Here is a 17,469-nt window from a genome sequence, read left to right as displayed (position 1 = left end):
ACATACAAGCCCAAGGAGTGATTGGTCAGCCAGTTGCTCCTCTCATTGTAGCTTAGGCACGAGATGGAGGGAAAGCCGGACTGGCTGTCCGGCTTTCCTGTCCAAATTTATTGTAATAGTAGTGATTTCAAAGAAAATTGAAAATTCCCGTCAAATTGACGGAAATCCCGACAGCTTATTAAAATTTCTCTCTGTCTGTCGGCATAGAAAAAGGACAGTCGATTTTCTCGGCTGCCCTTGTGGGGAAACAAAGTTATTCTTCTGCGTTTGAATCAAGTGTTCCTGCACCGTCATCGGTATATAGGTCGGCAGGGATTGAACTAACAGCAAGTTGTTCTTCTGGCGACAAGGAATTATACCATTCAAGCCATTCAAGAGTTTCTTCGGTCAAGTCAGATTTGCTAAATGACTGTCCATTAAATTCAATGGTTCCATTAGAACCTATATCCCCAGAAATAGGGGTCAATGCCTTTAATAAATCTTCGCCTGTAACACCTAACTGAGCACCATCACTTGCAAATGGAATGTGCAACAAATATTCTCCGTCTACTTCATAAACATAAATATAGATGCCAGAACCAATATCTTGTGTATTGCCCAAAAGGGAAAGGACTTCTTCTCTTGTCATAGCTGGCTCTAATTCTCTTATCTGTTCAGATGTTACTTGTGTCGGCACGTCAATCTGCTCTTCGTTACCTGGCAATAGGTTAAGGATTTCTTCGGTTAATGGACTACTTTCTCCAGCATCGATGGTTTTTACTGCTTCTTTTATTTCTTTGTGGGAGTAGTCGCCCAAATCTTCAACAGGAATACCGAGGGAATTCAGATAATCGACTGCCGCATTATATTGAATTGTATCAATAGCAAATGCGGTTAATGGTACCATCAAGCACAAACAAGCCGCAATAGCTCCCCACTTTACCCAGCCGGGCTTCTTTGCTTTGTGATATGCCCTTGCCTCGTTGATATGATTCTCATTGATGTCACCGAGGACTTCATACAGTTTTTCATTCGTCATAGTTCAAAGCCCCTTTCTAAAAGGTAGTTGTGTAGTTTTAGGCGGATGCGGTTAAGAGTCATTGATACAGCTCCATCATTCATATTGTGCCGGACGGCAATTTCTGAAATGCTGTCGGTGTACCAATATCGGCTGATAAAAATGCTTCTTTTCTTTGGTGATAGACGATCCAAAAATGTATCAATGGCTTTCGTGAGTTCCTTTTGGTCAAATGCCTGTTCCACATCATCCCTGCCAGATACCAAGTCAGAAAGTTCCTTCAGAACCGCAGGCATTTCTCCACCGCCCCGTTTGTCGGAGGTATTGTGTTTATACCTGTTAAACGACAGGTTTCTTGTAATTTTTCCAAGGAATGTGGACAGAATGCTTGGCCTGTGAGGCGGCATGGCGTTCCATGCGTTTAAGTAGGTGTCGTTGACACATTCTTCAGCATCCTCCTGATTGCCCAGTATATTCTTAGCAATCGAGGTACAGTAGTTCCCGTATTTGTCAGATGTGGCATGGATGGCCTGCTCGTTTCTATCCCAGTATAATTGGACTATCTGTGCATCATCCATCGGTTTTCACCTTGCTTCCTTATTTACCTTTTCACCTATATACACAACTTTTGAACTCAAATCTCACACATTTTTTTGAAAAAAATTTTCTCTTTAATCATATCATATTGTTATCACTGTAGTATATAGCAATAGGACCACCATCCAGTTCTGAATGATAGTCCTGCCTGCCCAAAGGGAATGCTTGCTGTTTGGTGAAACCGACGGAGTTTGGGCCATCACTACTTATCTTGAAAAGGGACGGTGAGAAATGGGAATTGCTTTTCCGGCCGGAACCACCTATAATGGCACTTAGATTTTGTGTTTGTGAGGTTTCGGCCATGGGGAGAGCATCCACGAGAGAGAATAAGAACATCTATCAGACCACCCGGGAGGCCATGCACCTGACCCGGGAGGCCGCCGGCGAGCTGCTGGAGTCCATTCCGCCCGAGCGCATCGAGAAGATCGAGAACGAGCGGTCCCTGCCCCACCCGGACGAGGTGCTGACCATGGCGGAGAAGTACAAGCAGCCGGGCCTTTGCAACTACTACTGCGCCAATCAGTGCCCCATCGGGCAGGAGTATGTGCCGGAGGTGAAGATCAAGGACCTCTCCCAGATCGTCCTGGAAATGCTGGCCTCCCTCAACTCCATGAACCGGCGCAAGGACCGGCTGATCGAGATCACCGCCGACGGCGTCATCAGCGACGACGAGCTGGAGGACTTCATCCGCATCCGGGAGGAGCTGGAGCGCATCTCCATCGCGGTAGAGACGCTGCAGCTGTGGTCGGAGCGGATGCTGGCCACCGGCGCCATTGACGCTGAACGGTATGAGGAATATGAGCGCCGGCGTGCGGAGCGGGATTGAACCGGGTATTTTGCCGCGGCAGTGGAAATAGAGGGGCCTAATTTGCCAAACCGATGCTGGAAGCCGCTGGTGCGGGATGGTAGAATACGGGTAAGCAGAGAGAGCAGATGCTCCTGTGAAGTTTGCGCAGCGAGGTGACGGCGATGGATCCAAAAACGAGACTCCTGGCGATCCGCCTGATGGAGAACCTCCGGAAAAATCCCGCTTACGCCCAGACACTGGGCGTCCAGGTGACCTTAAAGAGATCCGCCTGAAGGGTTGGGCTCCCATCCCGATCCGGCGGCGGCTGAGGGCTTCACAGCTGGGTGAAGCCCTCTTTTGCAGAGAGAATTGATGCCTTGGGAAGGGAAAGGAGCGAAACGAGATGAACGGCTATGACCAGCAGCTGAAGGAGCTGCTCGCCCAGTGCGCCCGCAAGCGGAAACTGGAGGCCTCGGCCGCGGAGCTGCGGCGCCAGCGGGATACCTACGCCGCCAGGGCGGAGGAGCTGAAAGAAGCCATGCGGGAGGAGCAGGCGGATGTGGACCGGCTGGAGGGCCGGAGCCTGGCCGCCTTCTTCTACAACGTGGTAGGGAAGATGGATGAAAAGCTGACGCAGGAGCGGCAGGAGGCCTACGCCGCCCGGGTGCGGTATGACGCGGCGGCCCGGGAGCTGGCCGGCTCGGAGGAGGATCTGGCCCGGTGCCATGCGGAGCTGGAGGAGTTGGACGGCTGCGAGGAGTGGTACGCCGCGCTGCTCCAGGAGAAGACCCAGGCGGTCAAGGCCGCCGGCGGCGCGGCCGCGGAACAGATCCTCCGCATGGAGGAGCGCGAGGCCTACTTAGAGAGCCAGGAGCGTGAGCTGGGGGAGGCGTCCGCCGCCGGGCAGAGCGCCCTGGCGACGGCCGATGGGATCCTGGAGAGCCTGAGCAGCGCGGAGGGCTGGGGCACCTGGGACCTGATCGGCGGCGGGCTCATCGCCGACCTGGCCAAGCACAGCAAGCTGGATGAGGCACAGGCGGCGGTGGAGTACCTGCAGTCGCAGCTGCGCGCCTTCCGGACAGAGCTGGCCGACGTGACCATCAGCGCTGATTTCCAGGTCAATATCGACGGCTTCCTCCGATTTGCCGACTATGTGTTCGACGGTATCTTCGCCGACTGGGCGGTGCTGGACCGGATCAACCAGGCTCAGGCCCAGGTGGAGGACACCCGGGCGCAGATCTGCGCCGTCCTGGACCGCCTGGGGCAGATGACGGACCAGGCGGAGCGGGAGCGGGCCGGACTGCGGCAGGAGATCGAGGGCCTGGTCAGCAGCGTGCCCATGTAGGATAAATCGCTAAGCGGTATGGGAAACAAGAGGGAATAAGGAGAATAACGAGTATGGATGATGACGCGGGTGCCCAGGCGCCCCAGTTGCTCTGGATCAACTGGACGAACCAGGTGGTGTCCTTCCATTCGGAGGAGGGGTTTGAGCCGGTGGCGTTCCCCGACCACGACGCCATGCTGGCATATGTGTTCCAGAAGACCTCCAACGGCTTTCGCATCCAGTGAGAGGCCGCTGGGAGAAAATCGACTGCAAGGAGTAACCCATGAAATTTATCATTGAGCACCTGTCCAAGCGCTTTGAGCAGAAAGAGGTGCTGAAAGACATCGACTTTACCTTTGAGGAGGGGAGGATCTACGGCCTGTTAGGCCGAAACGGCGCCGGTAAGACGACGCTCTTCAACTGCCTGAACCGGGACATCAAGGCCGACAGCGGCAGTTTTTACATAGAAGAAAACGGCGTGCGCCGGGAGGTGGCGGCGGAGGACATCGGGTATGTCCTCTCCACGCCCACGGTGCCGGAGTTCCTCACCGGCCGGGAGTTCCTCAAGTTCTTCATGGACATCAATTCTGACTCCATCCGGGACCCCAAACCCCTGGACGAGTATTTTGCGGAAATGAGCATCGCCCCAGAGGACCGGGACAAGCTCCTGAAGGACTACTCCCACGGCATGAAGAACAAGATGCAGATGCTGGTCAACATCATCGCCCAGCCCAACATCCTGCTCCTGGACGAGCCGCTGACCAGCCTGGACGTGGTGGTGGCCGAGGAGATGAAGAACCTGCTCCGGTCCCTGAAAGACGGGCGGATCACCATTTTCTCCACCCACATCCTGGACCTGGCCCTGGATCTGTGCGACGAGATCGTGCTGCTCAGCCACGGGGAGCTGGAGGTGGTGGAGAAGTCCAACCTGGACGACCACGCCTTCAAGGAGAAGATCATCGCGGCGCTGAAAGAGGAGAGCTATGCTTAAAACACTGCGCATCTCATTCGCCCTGAAAAATACATACCGGGTCAACGGCATCCTGCACTCCCTCAAGCAGATCCCCTTTTTGAAGCGGGTGCTGCCCGACCGGCTTTATCAAGTGCGGGGGCTGAAGATCTTCGCCAACATCCTCTCGGTGCTGTGGGAGATCGTGTCCATCTTCCTGGGGAAGCTCCTCTACGTCCTCACCATGGTCTGCGGCGTGGGGCTCCTCTACGAGCGGGCGCCGGCGGGCCTCGGGTTCCTGCACATCCTGCTGTTCCTGACGCTGATCGGCTCGTATATGAACACCAGCCTCTTCAACCCCACCCGGGACAAGTACTACGCCATGATCCTTCTGCGGATGAACGCCCGATCTTACACCCTGGTAAACTACGGCTACGCCCTGCTGAAGGTCGTGGTGGGGTTCCTGCCTTTCACTATCCTCTTTGGCCTGGATCGGGGCGTGCCGCTGTGGCTGTGCCTGCTGATCCCTTTCTGCATCGCCGGCGCGAAGGTGGCGGTGGCCGCCGACTCCCTGCGGGACTATGAGAAGCACGGCTATGTCCGCAACGAGAATAACCTCCAGAAGATAGCCTGGCTGCTGACGGCGCTCCTGCTGGCCCTGGCCTATGTGCCGCCCGCCGTGGGCTTCGTCCTGCCCCTCTGGGCCTCGGCGGCGCTGTTCCTGGTCTGGATCCCGCTGGGGCTCCTGAGCCTTAGGTGGGTGTTGACCTTCCGCTACTACCGGGAGATGAACCAGGAGCTGCTGGCCCAGATCCCGGGCCAGATGGACAAGGCCAGAGCGGCGGTCAAGACGGCCAATGAGAAGAACATCTCCGCCGACACCTCCATCACCAGTCGGAAGAGTGGCTTTGAGTTCCTCAACGACCTGTTCGTCAAACGGCACCGGAAGATTTTGTGGAAATCCGCCCTGCGCATCGCCTATGTCTGCCTGTTCCTCTGCTGCGGCGCGGTACTGTTCATGGTGATCCAGCCCGGCGCCAAGGCGGACATCAACGAGATGGTCATGACGTGGCTGCCGTACTTTGCCTTCATTATGTATCTCATCAACCGGGGCACCGGCTTTACCCAGGCCCTGTTCATGAACTGCGACCACAGCCTTCTGACCTACTCCTTCTACAAGCGCCCGGGGTTCGTGCTCAGGCTGTTTCGCATCCGGCTACGGGAGATCATCAAGGTCAACGCCGTGCCGGCGCTGGTGATCGGGTGCGGCCTGGCGCTGATCCTCTATGTCTCAGGCGGGACGGACAACCCCCTCAATTATGTGGTGCTGGTGGTCACCATCCTCGCCATGAGCGCCTTCTTCTCCATCCACTACCTGACCGTCTACTACCTGCTGCAGCCCTACACGGCCGGCACGGAGATGAAGAGCGGGACCTACCGCATCGTGATGGTCCTCACCTATGTGGTGTGCTACGCCATGATCAACGTCCGTATGCCCATCCTGATGTTCGGCGCGATGTGCATCGCCTTCTGTGTGGCGTACTCCATCGTGGCCAGCATCCTGGTCTATAAGTTCGCGCCCCGGACCTTCCGGCTGCGGACGTAATATAGGAGATCTTCACCGAAGAAAAGAGCGGGGGAGCTGTGCCGGATGGCGCAGCTCCCCCGCCTTTTTCGTTTTTATGGGCCACCGTAGGAAGAAACTCACGGCAGAGTCAAGAAAAATGCCTCAGCCGGAGGCCGCGGAGAAGAACATGACATAGTAGATCGGGAGATAGGTGATCTTCCCCTTGCTGGATACATTGCGCTCATTGGACAGTACGAATGCCTTCTTGATATGGTAGTCCTCATTTTGGACAAAGGTGTTGAGCGCGCTGTGTACGGTATAGTCCTTGCCGGACTTGACCTCAAGGGGGACGGCGGAAAGGCTGCTGTAATCGTCGATCAGGTAATCGACCTCGCCCTTGCTGCGGTTGTCATAGTAGTACAGCTTATAGCCATGGGCGGCCAGTTCGCCGGCGACGACAGTCTCATAGACGGATCCCAGATTGATGCTCTTTTCATCATCCAGGACGGCGCGGATATTGTTCCCGTAAAGAAGGCACGTCAGGAGTCCCACATCGTTGAGATAGAGCTTGAGCAGGTTTTTCTCTGCGGACTCGATTAGCGGGAAAACCGGATTGGAGATGGCCTGAACGGGCAGGGCGATCCCGGCGCTGATCAGATACTCAAACTCGTCGCTGTAATCGCGGAAGGTCTTTCCCTTCTTATCCTCGATGCTCTTGGCCACCACGCGCTTTTTCTTGTTCTCCATATTGGAGGGGATGAGGTCGTAGATGCGCCGGATCATCAGCTTCCGCTCTTCGCCGTATTTGGAGGCGTCGGCGGCATAGTAGTCATGGATCTCCCGCTGGATCTCCCGCACAGTCTGGATGTTCTTCTCCGCCAGATAGGTGTTGACCGCATCGGGCAGCCCGCCGACCAGCAGATACTTGCGGAACAGATCCATTACCTTGTTGTGCGTCGCCTCGTCCAGCGCCTCCAATGCTTCAAACCTCCGCCGCATAGCGGTGATGGCGAATTCATTCAGCCCATTCGCATACAGGAACTCCTCAAAATCCAGGGGGAACATCTGGACCTTTCGGATGCTGCCCATGGGGATGGAGGGGGTCTGCGCCAGCGTGACGCCCAGCAGCGAGCCGCTTGCGATATAGGTGAACCGGCCGTCCTGAGCCAGAAACTTGAGCATGGTGAGCAGGTGGGGATAGGCCTGGATCTCATCCAGGAAAATCAGCGTGTTCTCCTTTTCCTTCATCCTGTCGCCGGCGAGCATACTCACCTGCAGGTAGAAGTCCTCCACCGTCCGGACGTTGGCAAACAGCCCGGCACCCAGCGCGTCCTCCACCAGGTTGATCTCGATGTAGTTCTCAAACAGCTTCTGTCCCACATAGCGGACAATGTAGGTCTTGCCCACCTGACGGGCGCCGTCAATGAGCAGGATCTTGTTCGAGTCCGATTGCAGATGTGCCTCGATCAGAGAGGCTATTTTTCGGTAAAGCATACGGCACCTCCTGATGAACAGATTTTTCAATAGGATTATACTGCATATAGTATGACTTTTCAATAGATTTTATATTCAAAAATCCGAACTTATCAAATAGAGGGACCGCCGGAGAGAACTCGTTTAGCCGCCGGGGTGATGACTACGCAGGGGGGGCGGCAGCAGGGAGTAACTTCAGAGTCCGACTGGAGATTTTCCAATTCTTCTTGATACTTTCCTTAGAATTGCCTATTACCATAGCTGCAGAATCTGATAAGGAGACTTCTGCTATGGAAACGACACGCGCATTGACTAAGACCGGCGGCATCACCGAGACGGGGCTCAAGTGGATCGCCTTGGTCACCATGGTGATGGACCACATCCACTACTTCTTCGGCTTCACCGGCATGATCCCGGAGTGGTTCAGCATGTTGGGGCGGCTGGGAGCGCCCCTGTTCCTCTTCTGCCTGGTGGAGGGCTTCACCCACACCCACAGCCGGAAGAAGTACTTCGCCAAGGTCTACATCCTCTCCGCCGCCATGTCCGCCCTGCTGTTCTTCATGGCCTTCGGCGGCATCCTGGTGCGGCCCGACGGGTTCTACCCGGGGAACGGCATGATGACCACCTTCGCGGTGCTCATGGTGATCTGGCAGGGCATCGACTGGCTGGGACAGAAAAAGGTCCTGCCCGGCCTGGCGGCGGTGATCCTCCCCCTGGCCTGGCCCATCCTGGCAAGCCAGCTGTCTGTGGCCTTTCCCGCTCTGGCCACGCCGCTGGGCTTTGCCGCCTACTCGGTCCTGCCCACATGGGGCACCACCGGGGACAGCGGCTGGCCGGTGCTGGTGATGGGGCTGGTGCTCTACCTGTTTAGAAAGCGCCGGGGTGTGCAGGTGGCGGCCTTCTCCGTCTACTACATCCTCTATGGCGTAGTCTATATGGCCGCCATAGCCTCCGCTATGGCCCCGGACTTCGTCTGGTGGCAGCTCTTCACCCAGTACTATGAGATCTACGGCATCTTGGCGGCGCCCTTGATGCTGTGGTATAATGGCCGGCGGGGCGGCGGGCATAAGCTGCTGTTCTATGCCTTCTATCCCGCCCACATCTACATTCTCTACGCCCTCTCCTGGGGGCTGTACCTTCTGCTGAACTGAGGTGACATGATGGCCCATATCCTGGTGGTGGATGATGACAAGGATCTCTGCGCACTGCTGAGGACCGCCCTGGAGCGGGACGGGCACCAGGTGTCCACCCGCCTGAGCGGCCGGGAGGTGGACGAATCCGCTTGCCTCTGGGCGGACTGCATATTGCTGGATGTGATGATGCCGGGGGAGGACGGGTTCGCCCTCTGCCGCCGCATCCGGGGGCTGGCGGACTGCCCCATCCTCTTCCTCACCGCCAAGACCGAGGAGGCCGACGTGCTCACCGGCCTGGGGCTGGGCGGGGACGACTACCTCACCAAGCCCTTCCGCGTCGCGGAGCTGCGGGCCCGGGTGGCGGCCCACCTTCGCCGGGAGCAGCGCACGCCCCATGCCCGCCTGCGCCGGGGGGCGCTGGACTTCGACCTGGGGGAGCGGGCGGTGTACTGGAAGGACACGCCCTTGAAACTGACCAAGGGGGAGTACGCCATCTGTGAGTACCTGGCCATGCACCCGGGCCAGACCTTCTCCAAGGAGCAGCTCTATGAGGCGGCCTTCGGCTACGACGGCGAGGCGGACGCCTCGGCCGTGACGGAGCACATCAAGAACATCCGGGCCAAGCTGCGCCCGGCAGGGGAGAGCCCTATTGAAACCGTCTGGGGGGTGGGCTACAAGTGGAAAAATGGATAAGACGGCCCGCCGGTCTCACCGCGCTGTTCTGGCGGTATCTGATCACCACCGGCGTCGTGGTCATCCTGCTGGCGGTCCTCTGGTGGTTTGGCATGACCACCATGATGCGGTATGGCATCGTGTATCCGGCCAACACCGCCGCCAGCGGGGTGGAGGCGGTGGCCCAGGCCCTCTCCTCCGGGGAACTGGACACGGAGGAGATCCCCTACTTTTACCGCTGGGCCATCTTTGACGGGGGCGGGCAGGTGCGGGACCCGGGGAACATGGATGAGAAGCACCTGGACTACGCCGAGGCCGCCCTGGCCGGGGAGCGGGACCCCCAGGGAATGTTCTACTCCCAGTACCACCGGCTGACCCAGCTGCCGGACGGGACCACCTGCGTAATCCAATATGACTACTCCATGCCCTACGGCGCCGAGGTGCTTCAGCGCCGCCTGCCGGAGTTCCAGACCTGCGCCACCATCGTTCTGCTGCTTGCCTGGCTGACGGCGGGGGCCATCTCCACCCATCACTTCGCCGGCCTTCTGCGGCGGGACGCCGCCCTGCTCACCGGCGCCACGGAGGCCATCGCCCAGAGGCGGCTGGACGTGCCCATCACCGGGCGGGCGAGGGTGCGGGAGTTCGGGGCGACGCTAAAGGCCATGGACGACCTGCGGCGGAACCTGGCGGAGTCCCTGGAGAGCCAGTGGGGCATGGAGCAGCAGCGCCAGCTGGAGCTGGCGGCTCTGACCCATGACCTCAAGACCCCCCTCAGCGTCATCAGCGGCAACGCGGAGCTGCTGGGGGAGGACGCCTTGACCGAGGGCCAGCGGGAGAGTGTGGACGCCATTTTCCGCAGCGCCCTCCGCCTCCAGGACTATGTGGCCCAGCTGCGGGCCATGACCGGCTCCGAGGCCGCCCTCAGCCGGGAGAAGGAGAGGGTTTCCCTCCCGGTGCTGGCCGAGGGCTGGCGGGAGGTGGGCCAGAGCCTCTGCGGGGCAAAGCCGGCGGCGTTCCGCTGCCCGGAGGTGCCCCGGCTGGAGCTGGCGGTCTACCGGGGGGACCTGGACCGGGCAGTGAGCAATCTGTTGGACAACGCAGCGCGCTACACGCCCGCAGGTGGCACCGTCACCCTGTCCGTAACCGCGGACGGCGAGACGCTGACCATCGCCGTGGAGGACACCGGCCCCGGCTTTTCCGCTGAGGGCCTGGCCCGAGGGGAGCAGGCCTTCTACACCAGCGATGCCAGCCGGCCCCAGGAGGGCCATATGGGGATGGGCCTCTATTTCGCCGCCCAGACCGCGAAGCGCCACGGCGGGGCCCTGCGCCTTGCCAATACCGGCCTCGGCGCCAGGGCGGAGCTGATTTTGCCGATCAACTGAAGCCTGCCGGCTGTTCCATGAGGGGCAGCCGGCAGGCTTTATTGCCGCTTTCTGGGGATGTTAAGACCCGTTGCTTGCGGCAACGGGCAATTTCGGCTACAATAACGGCAGCGACGGAAAGAAAAGAGGCTGTCCTTTATGCTCAACGAAAACATAAAAGCGATCAGAAAAGCAAAGGGCCTTTCCCAGCAGGAACTTGCCGTCAAGCTGAACATTGTGCGGCAAACAGTTTCAAAATGGGAGCAAGGCTTGTCGGTTCCAGACGCCGATCTATTGATTGCCCTATCGCAGGCGCTGGAAACGCCTGTGAGCACGCTGCTGGGAGAAACAGTTATGGAGTCGGAGGCGGATCGCTTACAAGCAATTTCTGAAAAATTGGAGGTGATCAATTTGCAGCTGGCACAAAGAAAGACCACGAAAAGAGCTATCATTCGCTGGCTGCTGATTTCTATATGCGCCATGATCCTCGTGATGTTTGCGGCCCTGATTATAGTAAACAGTCCTTATTTGGGCTGGGATTACAGTGACCCTGAAACCGCTGTCCTGGGAGTGGCGTTCCACGCCTTTGAATGGCTGTTTGTCAGAGTGGCGCCTGTTATCTTGATCGCCGCACTCATCGGAATCTTCTTCACGCGCAAAAAGGATTGAATGGATCAACAGGAGTGTTTCTCAAATGAAAAAGATCATCGGAATGGCTGCCGCGGCTGTGATTGTGCTGGGCCTGAGCCTCGTTATTTACAATCAAATCATTCCTGACGAATATGTGCTTGCTGATGATGAAATTGCCCTGCATCTAAAATTGGACACAGAAGAAGATGTTGGGCTGCTGGTTTATGATTATCGCGCAGGCGGCCACGAATACAGCGGCGGCATATCCAACGCGGACGGATCGCTGATCCAGCACGACTCAGATAACATTGTGGTGTGGAATCGGGAGGAACTCAATCTCTCTTCCGATCCCTTCGAGCTGACCATGCAGCTTAGAATCATAACCGAATATGTGGCGCCCAACTATGAAAATGTATATCCGGATGACATCACAAAGTATATGGAGCCGATCTCTTGGGAGGCACACTTTGGTGAATCCTATTGCATTACCATCACCGGGGATCAGACAAATGGATATCAGGCTGTATTGAACTGATTTGATTAGAGGACACAGCCGAGTCCGACAAAGGCAAGTGAATGGGATTTGCCGCCCAATCTGGCCAATACCGATCACGGCGCCAGGGCGGAACTGGTTTTGCCGTTCAACTGAAGCCTGCCGGCTGTCCCATGAGGGGCAGCCGGCAGGTTTTTACATTAGTCCTTTTGCGGGAGGATCTCCCCGCAGAGATAGGAAAACTGCGGGAGTTGATCCATAAAGGGTTTCCAGCGCCGGCGGATCTCGGCGCGCTCCAAAGGATCGGCGTTCTCCAGCCCGTGGTCGTTGTCGGTGAGATACAGGGTATCCATCCCGATGCTCTCTAGGCACTCCCGGCAGAGGTCTTCCGCCGACTCGATCCGGCGGCCGGTATCCACATAGAGCGGCTCCAGACCGATGGCCAGCCAGACGTAACCCACCTTGTCCGACCACAGCAGCTCATAATCCGGGCTCTGCCGGAGATGCTCCGCAAATACCCTGCGGACTTCATCCAGTTCCTTTTTCTCGGTTTCCGTGTAGATCATGACTTTATACCTCCTCAGTTTGTAGTGTGTCCTCTGTCATTTGGCTGATTGCGAAATGCTCACGGATACAGTATAATAAAAATTCCGGGAGGTGTCGTTATGAGAGAGAAAATTCTGATTATCGAGGATGATTCCACCATCCAGGCACAGCTGAAAAACCTCCTGGCCGGAAACGGGTATGAGGTGGAAGCGGTCACGGACTTTACGAATCCTGTGGAGCAATTCCGGGCGTTTGCGCCCCACCTCGTCCTCCTGGACATCAAGCTCCCTGGGAGCAGCGGCTTTGAGATCTGCTCCCAGATCCGGGCCTTCTCCGACCTGCCGATCATCTTTGTCACCAGCAGCAACACGGACATGGACGAGCTCAACAGCATCATGCTGGGCGGGGACGCCTTTATCACAAAGCCGTACAATCCGGCGATCCTGCTGGCCAAGATCGCCTCCCTGCTGCGAAAGGCGGGAGCCAGTTCCCAGGCCGCTGAGGTCCTCACCTGGAATGGCGCCGAGCTGCACCTGGAGAACAGCACCATCGCATACGGCGGGAAGGCGGCGGAACTGACCAAGAACGAGGTCAAGATCCTCTACTACCTCTTCAAACACGCCGGGAAGATCTGCTCCCGCAGCGACATCGTGGACTTCCTCTGGGACAACCAGCTCTATGTGGATGACAACGCCCTGAGCGTCAACATCACCCGCATCCGGGAGAAGCTGGCCAGCCTCGGCCTGACAGATTTTATCAAGACCAAGCACCGGCAGGGGTACACCATATGAGCGGGAAATTATTTCTCAAAAACCATCTGCCTGTCATCCTGCTGAATCTGCTGGGCGCGTTGGCTCTGTCCATGTTCCTGCTGGCGGTGGGGAACGACATTCAGACGATCCTGTTCATCCTGGCCGCCTGGGTGCTTGTCCTGGCCCTGTACCTTGCCGCCGGCTATGTCTCCCGAAAGAAACGGCTGGAGAAACTGCTGGAAATGGCCACGCAGCTGAAGGAGCGGTATCTGCTCCCCGAGGTCATGCCGGTGCCGGACCAGGCGGAGGAGCAGGTGTACTATCAGCTCCTGAAGCTGGCCGGGAAGTCCATGCTGGAGCGGATCGGCGAGGTGGAGCGGGAGCGGGGCGAATATCGGACCTACATCGAGCAGTGGGTCCACGAGGTCAAGACGCCCATCACCGCGCTGAAGCTGCTGTGTGAGAACAACCGCTCCCCCTTTTCCCGGGAGGTGCTGGCGGAGCTGGAGAACATCAACCGCTGTGCGGAGCAGGCCCTCTACTACGCCCGCAGCGAGCACACAGAGAAGGACTACTCCATCCGGGAGATGAGCCTGGCGGATGTGGTGCATGGGGCCATCGCCGACAATAAGTATCTGCTGCGGCAGTGCGATATGGCCATCACGGTGGATGACCTGGAGATAGTCGTCTATGCCGACGATAAATGGGTGCGCTTTATCCTCAATCAGATCATCAGCAACGCAGTCAAGTACCGCTCCCCGGAGCAGCCCGTCCTGCACATCTTCACGGAGCGGTCGGGGGACCAGGTGCTCCTGTCTGTTGCGGACAACGGGCTCGGCATCCCGGAGAGCGATCTGCCGCGGATCTTCGAGAAGGGCTTTACCGGCCAGAACGGGCGGACCATCCACAGCTCCACCGGCATCGGCCTGTATCTCTGCAAGCGTCTGTGCGACAAGCTGGGGATCGGGCTGGCGGCATCTTCATCGGGCAGCGGGACCACCATCACCCTCTCCTTCCATATCAACGACTTTATCACAGGGGTGCAGAGCTGACCGGCTCTGCACTTCTTACATTTTTGTAAGAACTGTGAAAGAAAAGTTGATACAAAAGCGGCCGCGCGGCAGGTACAATAGGGGCAAGAAACGAACATGGGAGGCAGGACACATGGAGCCTATCTTGAAGCTGGAGCACATCCAGAAATACTACGGCAACGGGGGAAATGTCACGAAGGCCATCCAGGACATCAGCTTTTCCGTCTCGGAAGGGGAGTTCCTGGGGATCATGGGGGCCTCCGGCTCCGGTAAGACCACCCTGCTCAACTGCATCTCCACCATTGACACCGTCAGCGCCGGCCACATCTATCTGGAGGGGACGGACGTGACGGAGCTGCGGCCCAAATCCCTGGCCCGGTTCCGCCGGGAAAACCTGGGCTTTGTATTTCAGGATTTTAATTTGTTGGATACCCTGACCATCTCCGAGAATATCGCGCTGGCCCTCGCCATCAACGGGGCGCCCGCCGGTGAGGTGGAGCCCCGCATCCGGGAGATGGCCGGGAAGTTGAATATCCGGGACATCCTGGATAAGTACCCCTACCAGGTGTCCGGCGGCCAGAAACAGCGGTGTGCCTGCGCCCGGGCCATCATCAATCACCCAAAGCTGCTGTTGGCTGACGAGCCCACCGGCGCGCTGGACAGCCACTCGGCGCAGATGCTCCTATCCACCATTCAGAGCGTCAATGAGCAGCTGGGTGCCACGATCCTTATGGTGACCCACGACGCCTTCACCGCCAGTTATGCCAGCCGAATTCTGTTCCTGCAGGACGGGAAGATTTTTACGGAATTGAATAGGGGCAGCGACAGCCGGAGCGCCTTCTTTGAGAAGATCCTGCATGTCCTGACCCTGCTGGGAGGAGGGGAGAGCCATGTATGCTAAGCTCGTCCTCCGAAACGCCCGGCGGTCGATCCAGGACTACCTGGTCTACCTACTGACCATGACCGTCTGTGTCACCCTGTTCTACTCCTTCCTCTCTATCTCCAGCAGCTACTACGTGCCGGATATTGGGACGGAGTATGACTTCACCATGCTCAGCGACGGCATGAAGCTGGCCATCTGCGCTGTTACTCTGATCCTGCTGTTTCTGATCCGCTTCGTCAACCACTATATGCTCCGCCGGAAACAGCGGGAGTTTGCCCTCCAGTCCGTCATGGGGATGGAGCAGCGGACCATCGGCCGGCTCTTCTTCGCGGAAACCTTCCTGATGGGGCTGGTGTCCATTGCCGCCGGCATCTTTCTGGGGGTGTTCTGCTCCCAGTTTATCACGGCGCTGCTGCTCACCTCCTATGGAAAGCAGTATGAGATCACCTGGACGCTGTTCCCTGACACCGTGCTGCTGACAGCGGGATTTTTCATTCTCAGTTTCCTGGTGGTGGGCCTCTCCAACACCCGGGCCATCCGGAAGATGAAGATCATCGACATGCTCACGGCGGACCGGGAGAATGGGCCGGAGTTTCGCAGGAGCCGCTGGATCTGGGTGCTTGCGATTTTCTTTGAAGTGTTCTCGGTCTGGATGTGCGTGACCGGGGTGCAGAAGGTCCTGTTCTACTGGGACAGCCGCTTTGCGCTGCCCGTGCAGCTCATGTTTTGGGGGAACATCCTGTTCCCGACCATGAGCCTGCTGTGGCCCGTCCTCTGGGCGCTCCGGCGGAGGAAGGGCGGGTTCCCGGCGCTCCTCTCCGGACTTCTGCTCTGCGCCCTTCTGAATACCATTGCGGCGGCCAGCGTGCCGGCGCTGAACAGCCGTTATCTTCTGGCCCTGGGAGGTGGGGGCGTCAATCAGTACCTGCTCTTTGTCCTGGTGGATCTGATCTTCTTAATCTGCGCTCTGCTCTATCTCGCCAGCAGCTTTCTCGTGGCGTGGAAGGAGGGGGCGCCGGAGCACCGCTACAAGGGAGAAAACCTGTTCTTCTTTGGGCAGATCATCTCCAAGCTGAGCACCACCAGCAAGACGATGTCGCTGACCTGTGTGACCCTGGTATTGGCCATCTTTCTGTTCATCGCCGCGCCGGTCCTGGTGGGGTGGGCCTCCGGATACCTGGACGAGCGCTCCATGTACGATGTGCAGATCTTCTCCCGGTATAACGACGTGTATGAGGAGGCGGACCTGCCCGACGACAACTATGACGAGGTCACGGCGTACCTTGCCGGGCACCATATCCCCGTGGCCGGCGACTGCGCCTTCAGCCTGTACCTGCCGGAGCGGGCGGACTTCCACAACCGGGTGAAATACGAGTTCCCCGTCGCGGCCATCGCCCTGAGCGACTACAACGCCATCCGGGAGATGCTGGGCTATACGCCCATCACCCTGGCGGACGGAGAATTTGCGACCCAGTGGAAGGCCATCGCCACGGAGGAAGAGCGGGACAGCTTCCTGCGGGAGCATCCGCAGGTGCAGACCGACGCCGGTACGCTGACCCTCTCGGCGCAGCCCTTCTATGAGGACTCCATCGGGGAGACGGCCTACAACTCCTACACGGATGTCCTCTACATCTTCCCGGACAGCGTGTGTGAGCAACTGCTCCCGGTGATGTGCAACCGCTACATCACAACAGAGGAGGCCATCTCCTATGACAACGCCCGGGAACTGGAGCAGGCCTTTACCGGCCAGTACCCGGAGCTGGCTGACACCGGCGTATCCTACTCCATCCGGCTGAGCACCCTGCAGGTGAACAGCACGAAGGCCGGGAACTTTGTCCTGCAGGCCGCCATGCTCTACGGGGCCGTAGTGCTGATGGTCATTTGCCTCACGGTACTGTCCCTGCAGCAGCTCCTGGACGCGGGCCAGTACCGCTACCGCTTCTCCGTCCTGCGGAAACTGGGTGTGGAGGAGGGACGCATCGGAAGGCTGGTGCTCCGGCAGCTTGGAGTGTGGTTTGGGCTTCCCATCGCCGTAGCGATTCTCGTTTCAATGGTGGTGATCGTCTATTTCCTGCAGACCGTGTCCGCGGAGATCGCCGCCTACATCGGGTTCAGCGCCCTGATGGCGCAGATCGCCGTGACAACAGGTATCCTGGTACTGCTGTTCTGCTATTTTCTCAGCACTTGGCTGCTGTTCAAAAAGGCCATCGGAACGGCTCCAGACGGGAGGGCGCTTCCCGTGTGAAAGAAGGCTGCCGGCTTCGTCAAGCCGGC

The 17,469-nt window shown here is 58.1% G+C and carries 18 protein-coding genes; 14 read left to right on the top strand and 4 right to left on the bottom strand.

Annotated elements, in window-relative coordinates; all coding sequences use genetic code 11:
- Positions 1–253: 253 nt before the first annotated feature.
- Both B5G40_RS13145 and B5G40_RS13140 read right to left on the bottom strand, forming a co-directional pair.
- Entirely contained in the window at positions 254–1,018 is a 765-nt protein-coding gene (locus tag B5G40_RS13145; protein WP_087399915.1) for a hypothetical protein, read from the bottom strand.
- A complete protein-coding gene (locus B5G40_RS13140; RefSeq protein WP_087399914.1) occupies positions 1,015–1,575 on the bottom strand; it encodes an RNA polymerase sigma factor in 561 nt (186 codons plus the stop codon). Before B5G40_RS13140 ends, B5G40_RS13145 begins: the two co-directional genes overlap by 4 nt.
- Before the next feature lie 320 nt (positions 1,576–1,895).
- Here B5G40_RS13140 and B5G40_RS13135 point away from each other — a divergent pair, with 320 nt between their 5' ends.
- The 5 genes from B5G40_RS13135 (at position 1,896) to B5G40_RS13120 (ending at position 6,260) form a co-directional block, all read left to right on the top strand.
- Complete coding sequence (locus tag B5G40_RS13135; RefSeq protein WP_006573797.1) at positions 1,896–2,420, top strand: hypothetical protein; 525 nt, start codon at positions 1,896–1,898, stop codon at positions 2,418–2,420.
- A 364-nt stretch (positions 2,421–2,784) separates the two neighbouring features.
- Positions 2,785–3,726, top strand: coding sequence for a hypothetical protein (locus B5G40_RS13130; RefSeq protein ID WP_087399913.1), 942 nt, complete (start codon positions 2,785–2,787; stop codon positions 3,724–3,726).
- 53 nt (positions 3,727–3,779) lie between these two features.
- The gene (locus B5G40_RS16940; protein ID WP_158099535.1) at positions 3,780–3,950 is read left to right on the top strand and encodes a hypothetical protein; all 171 of its coding nucleotides are present in this window, start codon (positions 3,780–3,782) and stop codon (positions 3,948–3,950) included.
- 38 nt (positions 3,951–3,988) lie between these two features.
- The gene (locus B5G40_RS13125) at positions 3,989–4,696 is read left to right on the top strand and encodes an ABC transporter ATP-binding protein (protein ID WP_087399912.1); all 708 of its coding nucleotides are present in this window, start codon (positions 3,989–3,991) and stop codon (positions 4,694–4,696) included.
- The gene (locus B5G40_RS13120) at positions 4,689–6,260 is read left to right on the top strand and encodes a hypothetical protein (RefSeq protein ID WP_087399911.1); all 1,572 of its coding nucleotides are present in this window, start codon (positions 4,689–4,691) and stop codon (positions 6,258–6,260) included. Before B5G40_RS13125 ends, B5G40_RS13120 begins: the two co-directional genes overlap by 8 nt.
- 123 nt (positions 6,261–6,383) lie before the next feature.
- Here B5G40_RS13120 and B5G40_RS13115 read toward each other — a convergent pair whose 3' ends face one another.
- Entirely contained in the window at positions 6,384–7,715 is a 1,332-nt protein-coding gene (locus B5G40_RS13115; RefSeq protein WP_087399910.1) for an ATP-binding protein, read from the bottom strand.
- A gap of 269 nt (positions 7,716–7,984) precedes the next feature.
- Between B5G40_RS13115 and B5G40_RS13110 the strand changes: the two genes are divergently transcribed.
- The 5 genes from B5G40_RS13110 to B5G40_RS13090 all read left to right on the top strand — a co-directional run bounded on the left by B5G40_RS13110 (position 7,985) and on the right by B5G40_RS13090 (position 12,025).
- Complete coding sequence (locus B5G40_RS13110) at positions 7,985–8,845, top strand: TraX family protein (protein ID WP_087399909.1); 861 nt, start codon at positions 7,985–7,987, stop codon at positions 8,843–8,845.
- A gap of 9 nt (positions 8,846–8,854) precedes the next feature.
- Positions 8,855–9,520 (top strand): response regulator transcription factor, encoded by a 666-nt coding sequence (locus tag B5G40_RS13105; RefSeq protein WP_087399908.1) that lies wholly within the window; start codon positions 8,855–8,857, stop codon positions 9,518–9,520.
- Positions 9,505–10,881, top strand: a complete 1,377-nt coding sequence (locus B5G40_RS13100; RefSeq protein WP_242959432.1) for a sensor histidine kinase — start codon at positions 9,505–9,507, stop codon at positions 10,879–10,881. The genes B5G40_RS13105 and B5G40_RS13100 overlap by 16 nt, the downstream gene beginning before the upstream one ends.
- 138 nt (positions 10,882–11,019) lie before the next feature.
- Entirely contained in the window at positions 11,020–11,529 is a 510-nt protein-coding gene (locus tag B5G40_RS13095) for a helix-turn-helix domain-containing protein (protein WP_087399907.1), read from the top strand.
- A 25-nt stretch (positions 11,530–11,554) separates the two neighbouring features.
- The gene (locus B5G40_RS13090; protein ID WP_087399906.1) at positions 11,555–12,025 is read left to right on the top strand and encodes a hypothetical protein; all 471 of its coding nucleotides are present in this window, start codon (positions 11,555–11,557) and stop codon (positions 12,023–12,025) included.
- A 158-nt stretch (positions 12,026–12,183) separates the two neighbouring features.
- Here B5G40_RS13090 and B5G40_RS13085 read toward each other — a convergent pair whose 3' ends face one another.
- Complete coding sequence (locus B5G40_RS13085) at positions 12,184–12,549, bottom strand: hypothetical protein (protein WP_087399905.1); 366 nt, start codon at positions 12,547–12,549, stop codon at positions 12,184–12,186.
- Between the two features lie 99 nt (positions 12,550–12,648).
- Here B5G40_RS13085 and B5G40_RS13080 point away from each other — a divergent pair, with 99 nt between their 5' ends.
- The 4 genes from B5G40_RS13080 (at position 12,649) to B5G40_RS13065 (ending at position 17,440) form a co-directional block, all read left to right on the top strand.
- Entirely contained in the window at positions 12,649–13,320 is a 672-nt protein-coding gene (locus tag B5G40_RS13080) for a response regulator transcription factor (protein WP_087399904.1), read from the top strand.
- Entirely contained in the window at positions 13,317–14,333 is a 1,017-nt protein-coding gene (locus tag B5G40_RS13075; RefSeq protein WP_087399903.1) for a sensor histidine kinase, read from the top strand. The genes B5G40_RS13080 and B5G40_RS13075 overlap by 4 nt, the downstream gene beginning before the upstream one ends.
- Before the next feature lie 112 nt (positions 14,334–14,445).
- Positions 14,446–15,213 carry an ABC transporter ATP-binding protein gene (locus B5G40_RS13070; protein ID WP_087399902.1) on the top strand — a complete coding sequence of 256 codons (768 nt, stop codon included), beginning with the start codon at positions 14,446–14,448 and terminating at the stop codon, positions 15,211–15,213.
- Positions 15,203–17,440, top strand: coding sequence for an ABC transporter permease (locus B5G40_RS13065; protein ID WP_087399901.1), 2,238 nt, complete (start codon positions 15,203–15,205; stop codon positions 17,438–17,440). The genes B5G40_RS13070 and B5G40_RS13065 overlap by 11 nt, the downstream gene beginning before the upstream one ends.
- Positions 17,441–17,469 lie beyond the last annotated feature (29 nt).

The sequence above is a fragment of the Flavonifractor sp. An9 genome (genome assembly GCF_002161245.1).
Lineage (GTDB): Bacteria > Bacillota > Clostridia > Oscillospirales > Oscillospiraceae > Flavonifractor > Flavonifractor avicola.
The sequence above is the reverse complement of the archived record's forward strand: the minus strand, read 5'-3'. Positions and strand labels throughout refer to the sequence as shown.

What these genes read in the sequence shown, in the direction of transcription:
- B5G40_RS13145 (WP_087399915.1), bottom strand. Translation starts at nt 1,018, where the DNA reads ATGACGAATGAAAAACTGTATGAAGTCCTCGGTGACATCAATGAGAAT.
- B5G40_RS13140 (WP_087399914.1), bottom strand. Translation starts at nt 1,575, where the DNA reads ATGGATGATGCACAGATAGTCCAATTATACTGGGATAGAAACGAGCAG.
- B5G40_RS13135 (WP_006573797.1), top strand. Translation starts at nt 1,896, where the DNA reads ATGGGGAGAGCATCCACGAGAGAGAATAAGAACATCTATCAGACCACC.
- B5G40_RS13130 (WP_087399913.1), top strand. Translation starts at nt 2,785, where the DNA reads ATGAACGGCTATGACCAGCAGCTGAAGGAGCTGCTCGCCCAGTGCGCC.
- B5G40_RS16940 (WP_158099535.1), top strand. Translation starts at nt 3,780, where the DNA reads ATGGATGATGACGCGGGTGCCCAGGCGCCCCAGTTGCTCTGGATCAAC.
- B5G40_RS13125 (WP_087399912.1), top strand. Translation starts at nt 3,989, where the DNA reads ATGAAATTTATCATTGAGCACCTGTCCAAGCGCTTTGAGCAGAAAGAG.
- B5G40_RS13120 (WP_087399911.1), top strand. Translation starts at nt 4,689, where the DNA reads ATGCTTAAAACACTGCGCATCTCATTCGCCCTGAAAAATACATACCGG.
- B5G40_RS13115 (WP_087399910.1), bottom strand. Translation starts at nt 7,715, where the DNA reads ATGCTTTACCGAAAAATAGCCTCTCTGATCGAGGCACATCTGCAATCG.
- B5G40_RS13110 (WP_087399909.1), top strand. Translation starts at nt 7,985, where the DNA reads ATGGAAACGACACGCGCATTGACTAAGACCGGCGGCATCACCGAGACG.
- B5G40_RS13105 (WP_087399908.1), top strand. Translation starts at nt 8,855, where the DNA reads ATGGCCCATATCCTGGTGGTGGATGATGACAAGGATCTCTGCGCACTG.
- B5G40_RS13095 (WP_087399907.1), top strand. Translation starts at nt 11,020, where the DNA reads ATGCTCAACGAAAACATAAAAGCGATCAGAAAAGCAAAGGGCCTTTCC.
- B5G40_RS13090 (WP_087399906.1), top strand. Translation starts at nt 11,555, where the DNA reads ATGAAAAAGATCATCGGAATGGCTGCCGCGGCTGTGATTGTGCTGGGC.
- B5G40_RS13085 (WP_087399905.1), bottom strand. Translation starts at nt 12,549, where the DNA reads ATGATCTACACGGAAACCGAGAAAAAGGAACTGGATGAAGTCCGCAGG.
- B5G40_RS13080 (WP_087399904.1), top strand. Translation starts at nt 12,649, where the DNA reads ATGAGAGAGAAAATTCTGATTATCGAGGATGATTCCACCATCCAGGCA.
- B5G40_RS13075 (WP_087399903.1), top strand. Translation starts at nt 13,317, where the DNA reads ATGAGCGGGAAATTATTTCTCAAAAACCATCTGCCTGTCATCCTGCTG.
- B5G40_RS13070 (WP_087399902.1), top strand. Translation starts at nt 14,446, where the DNA reads ATGGAGCCTATCTTGAAGCTGGAGCACATCCAGAAATACTACGGCAAC.
- B5G40_RS13065 (WP_087399901.1), top strand. Translation starts at nt 15,203, where the DNA reads ATGTATGCTAAGCTCGTCCTCCGAAACGCCCGGCGGTCGATCCAGGAC.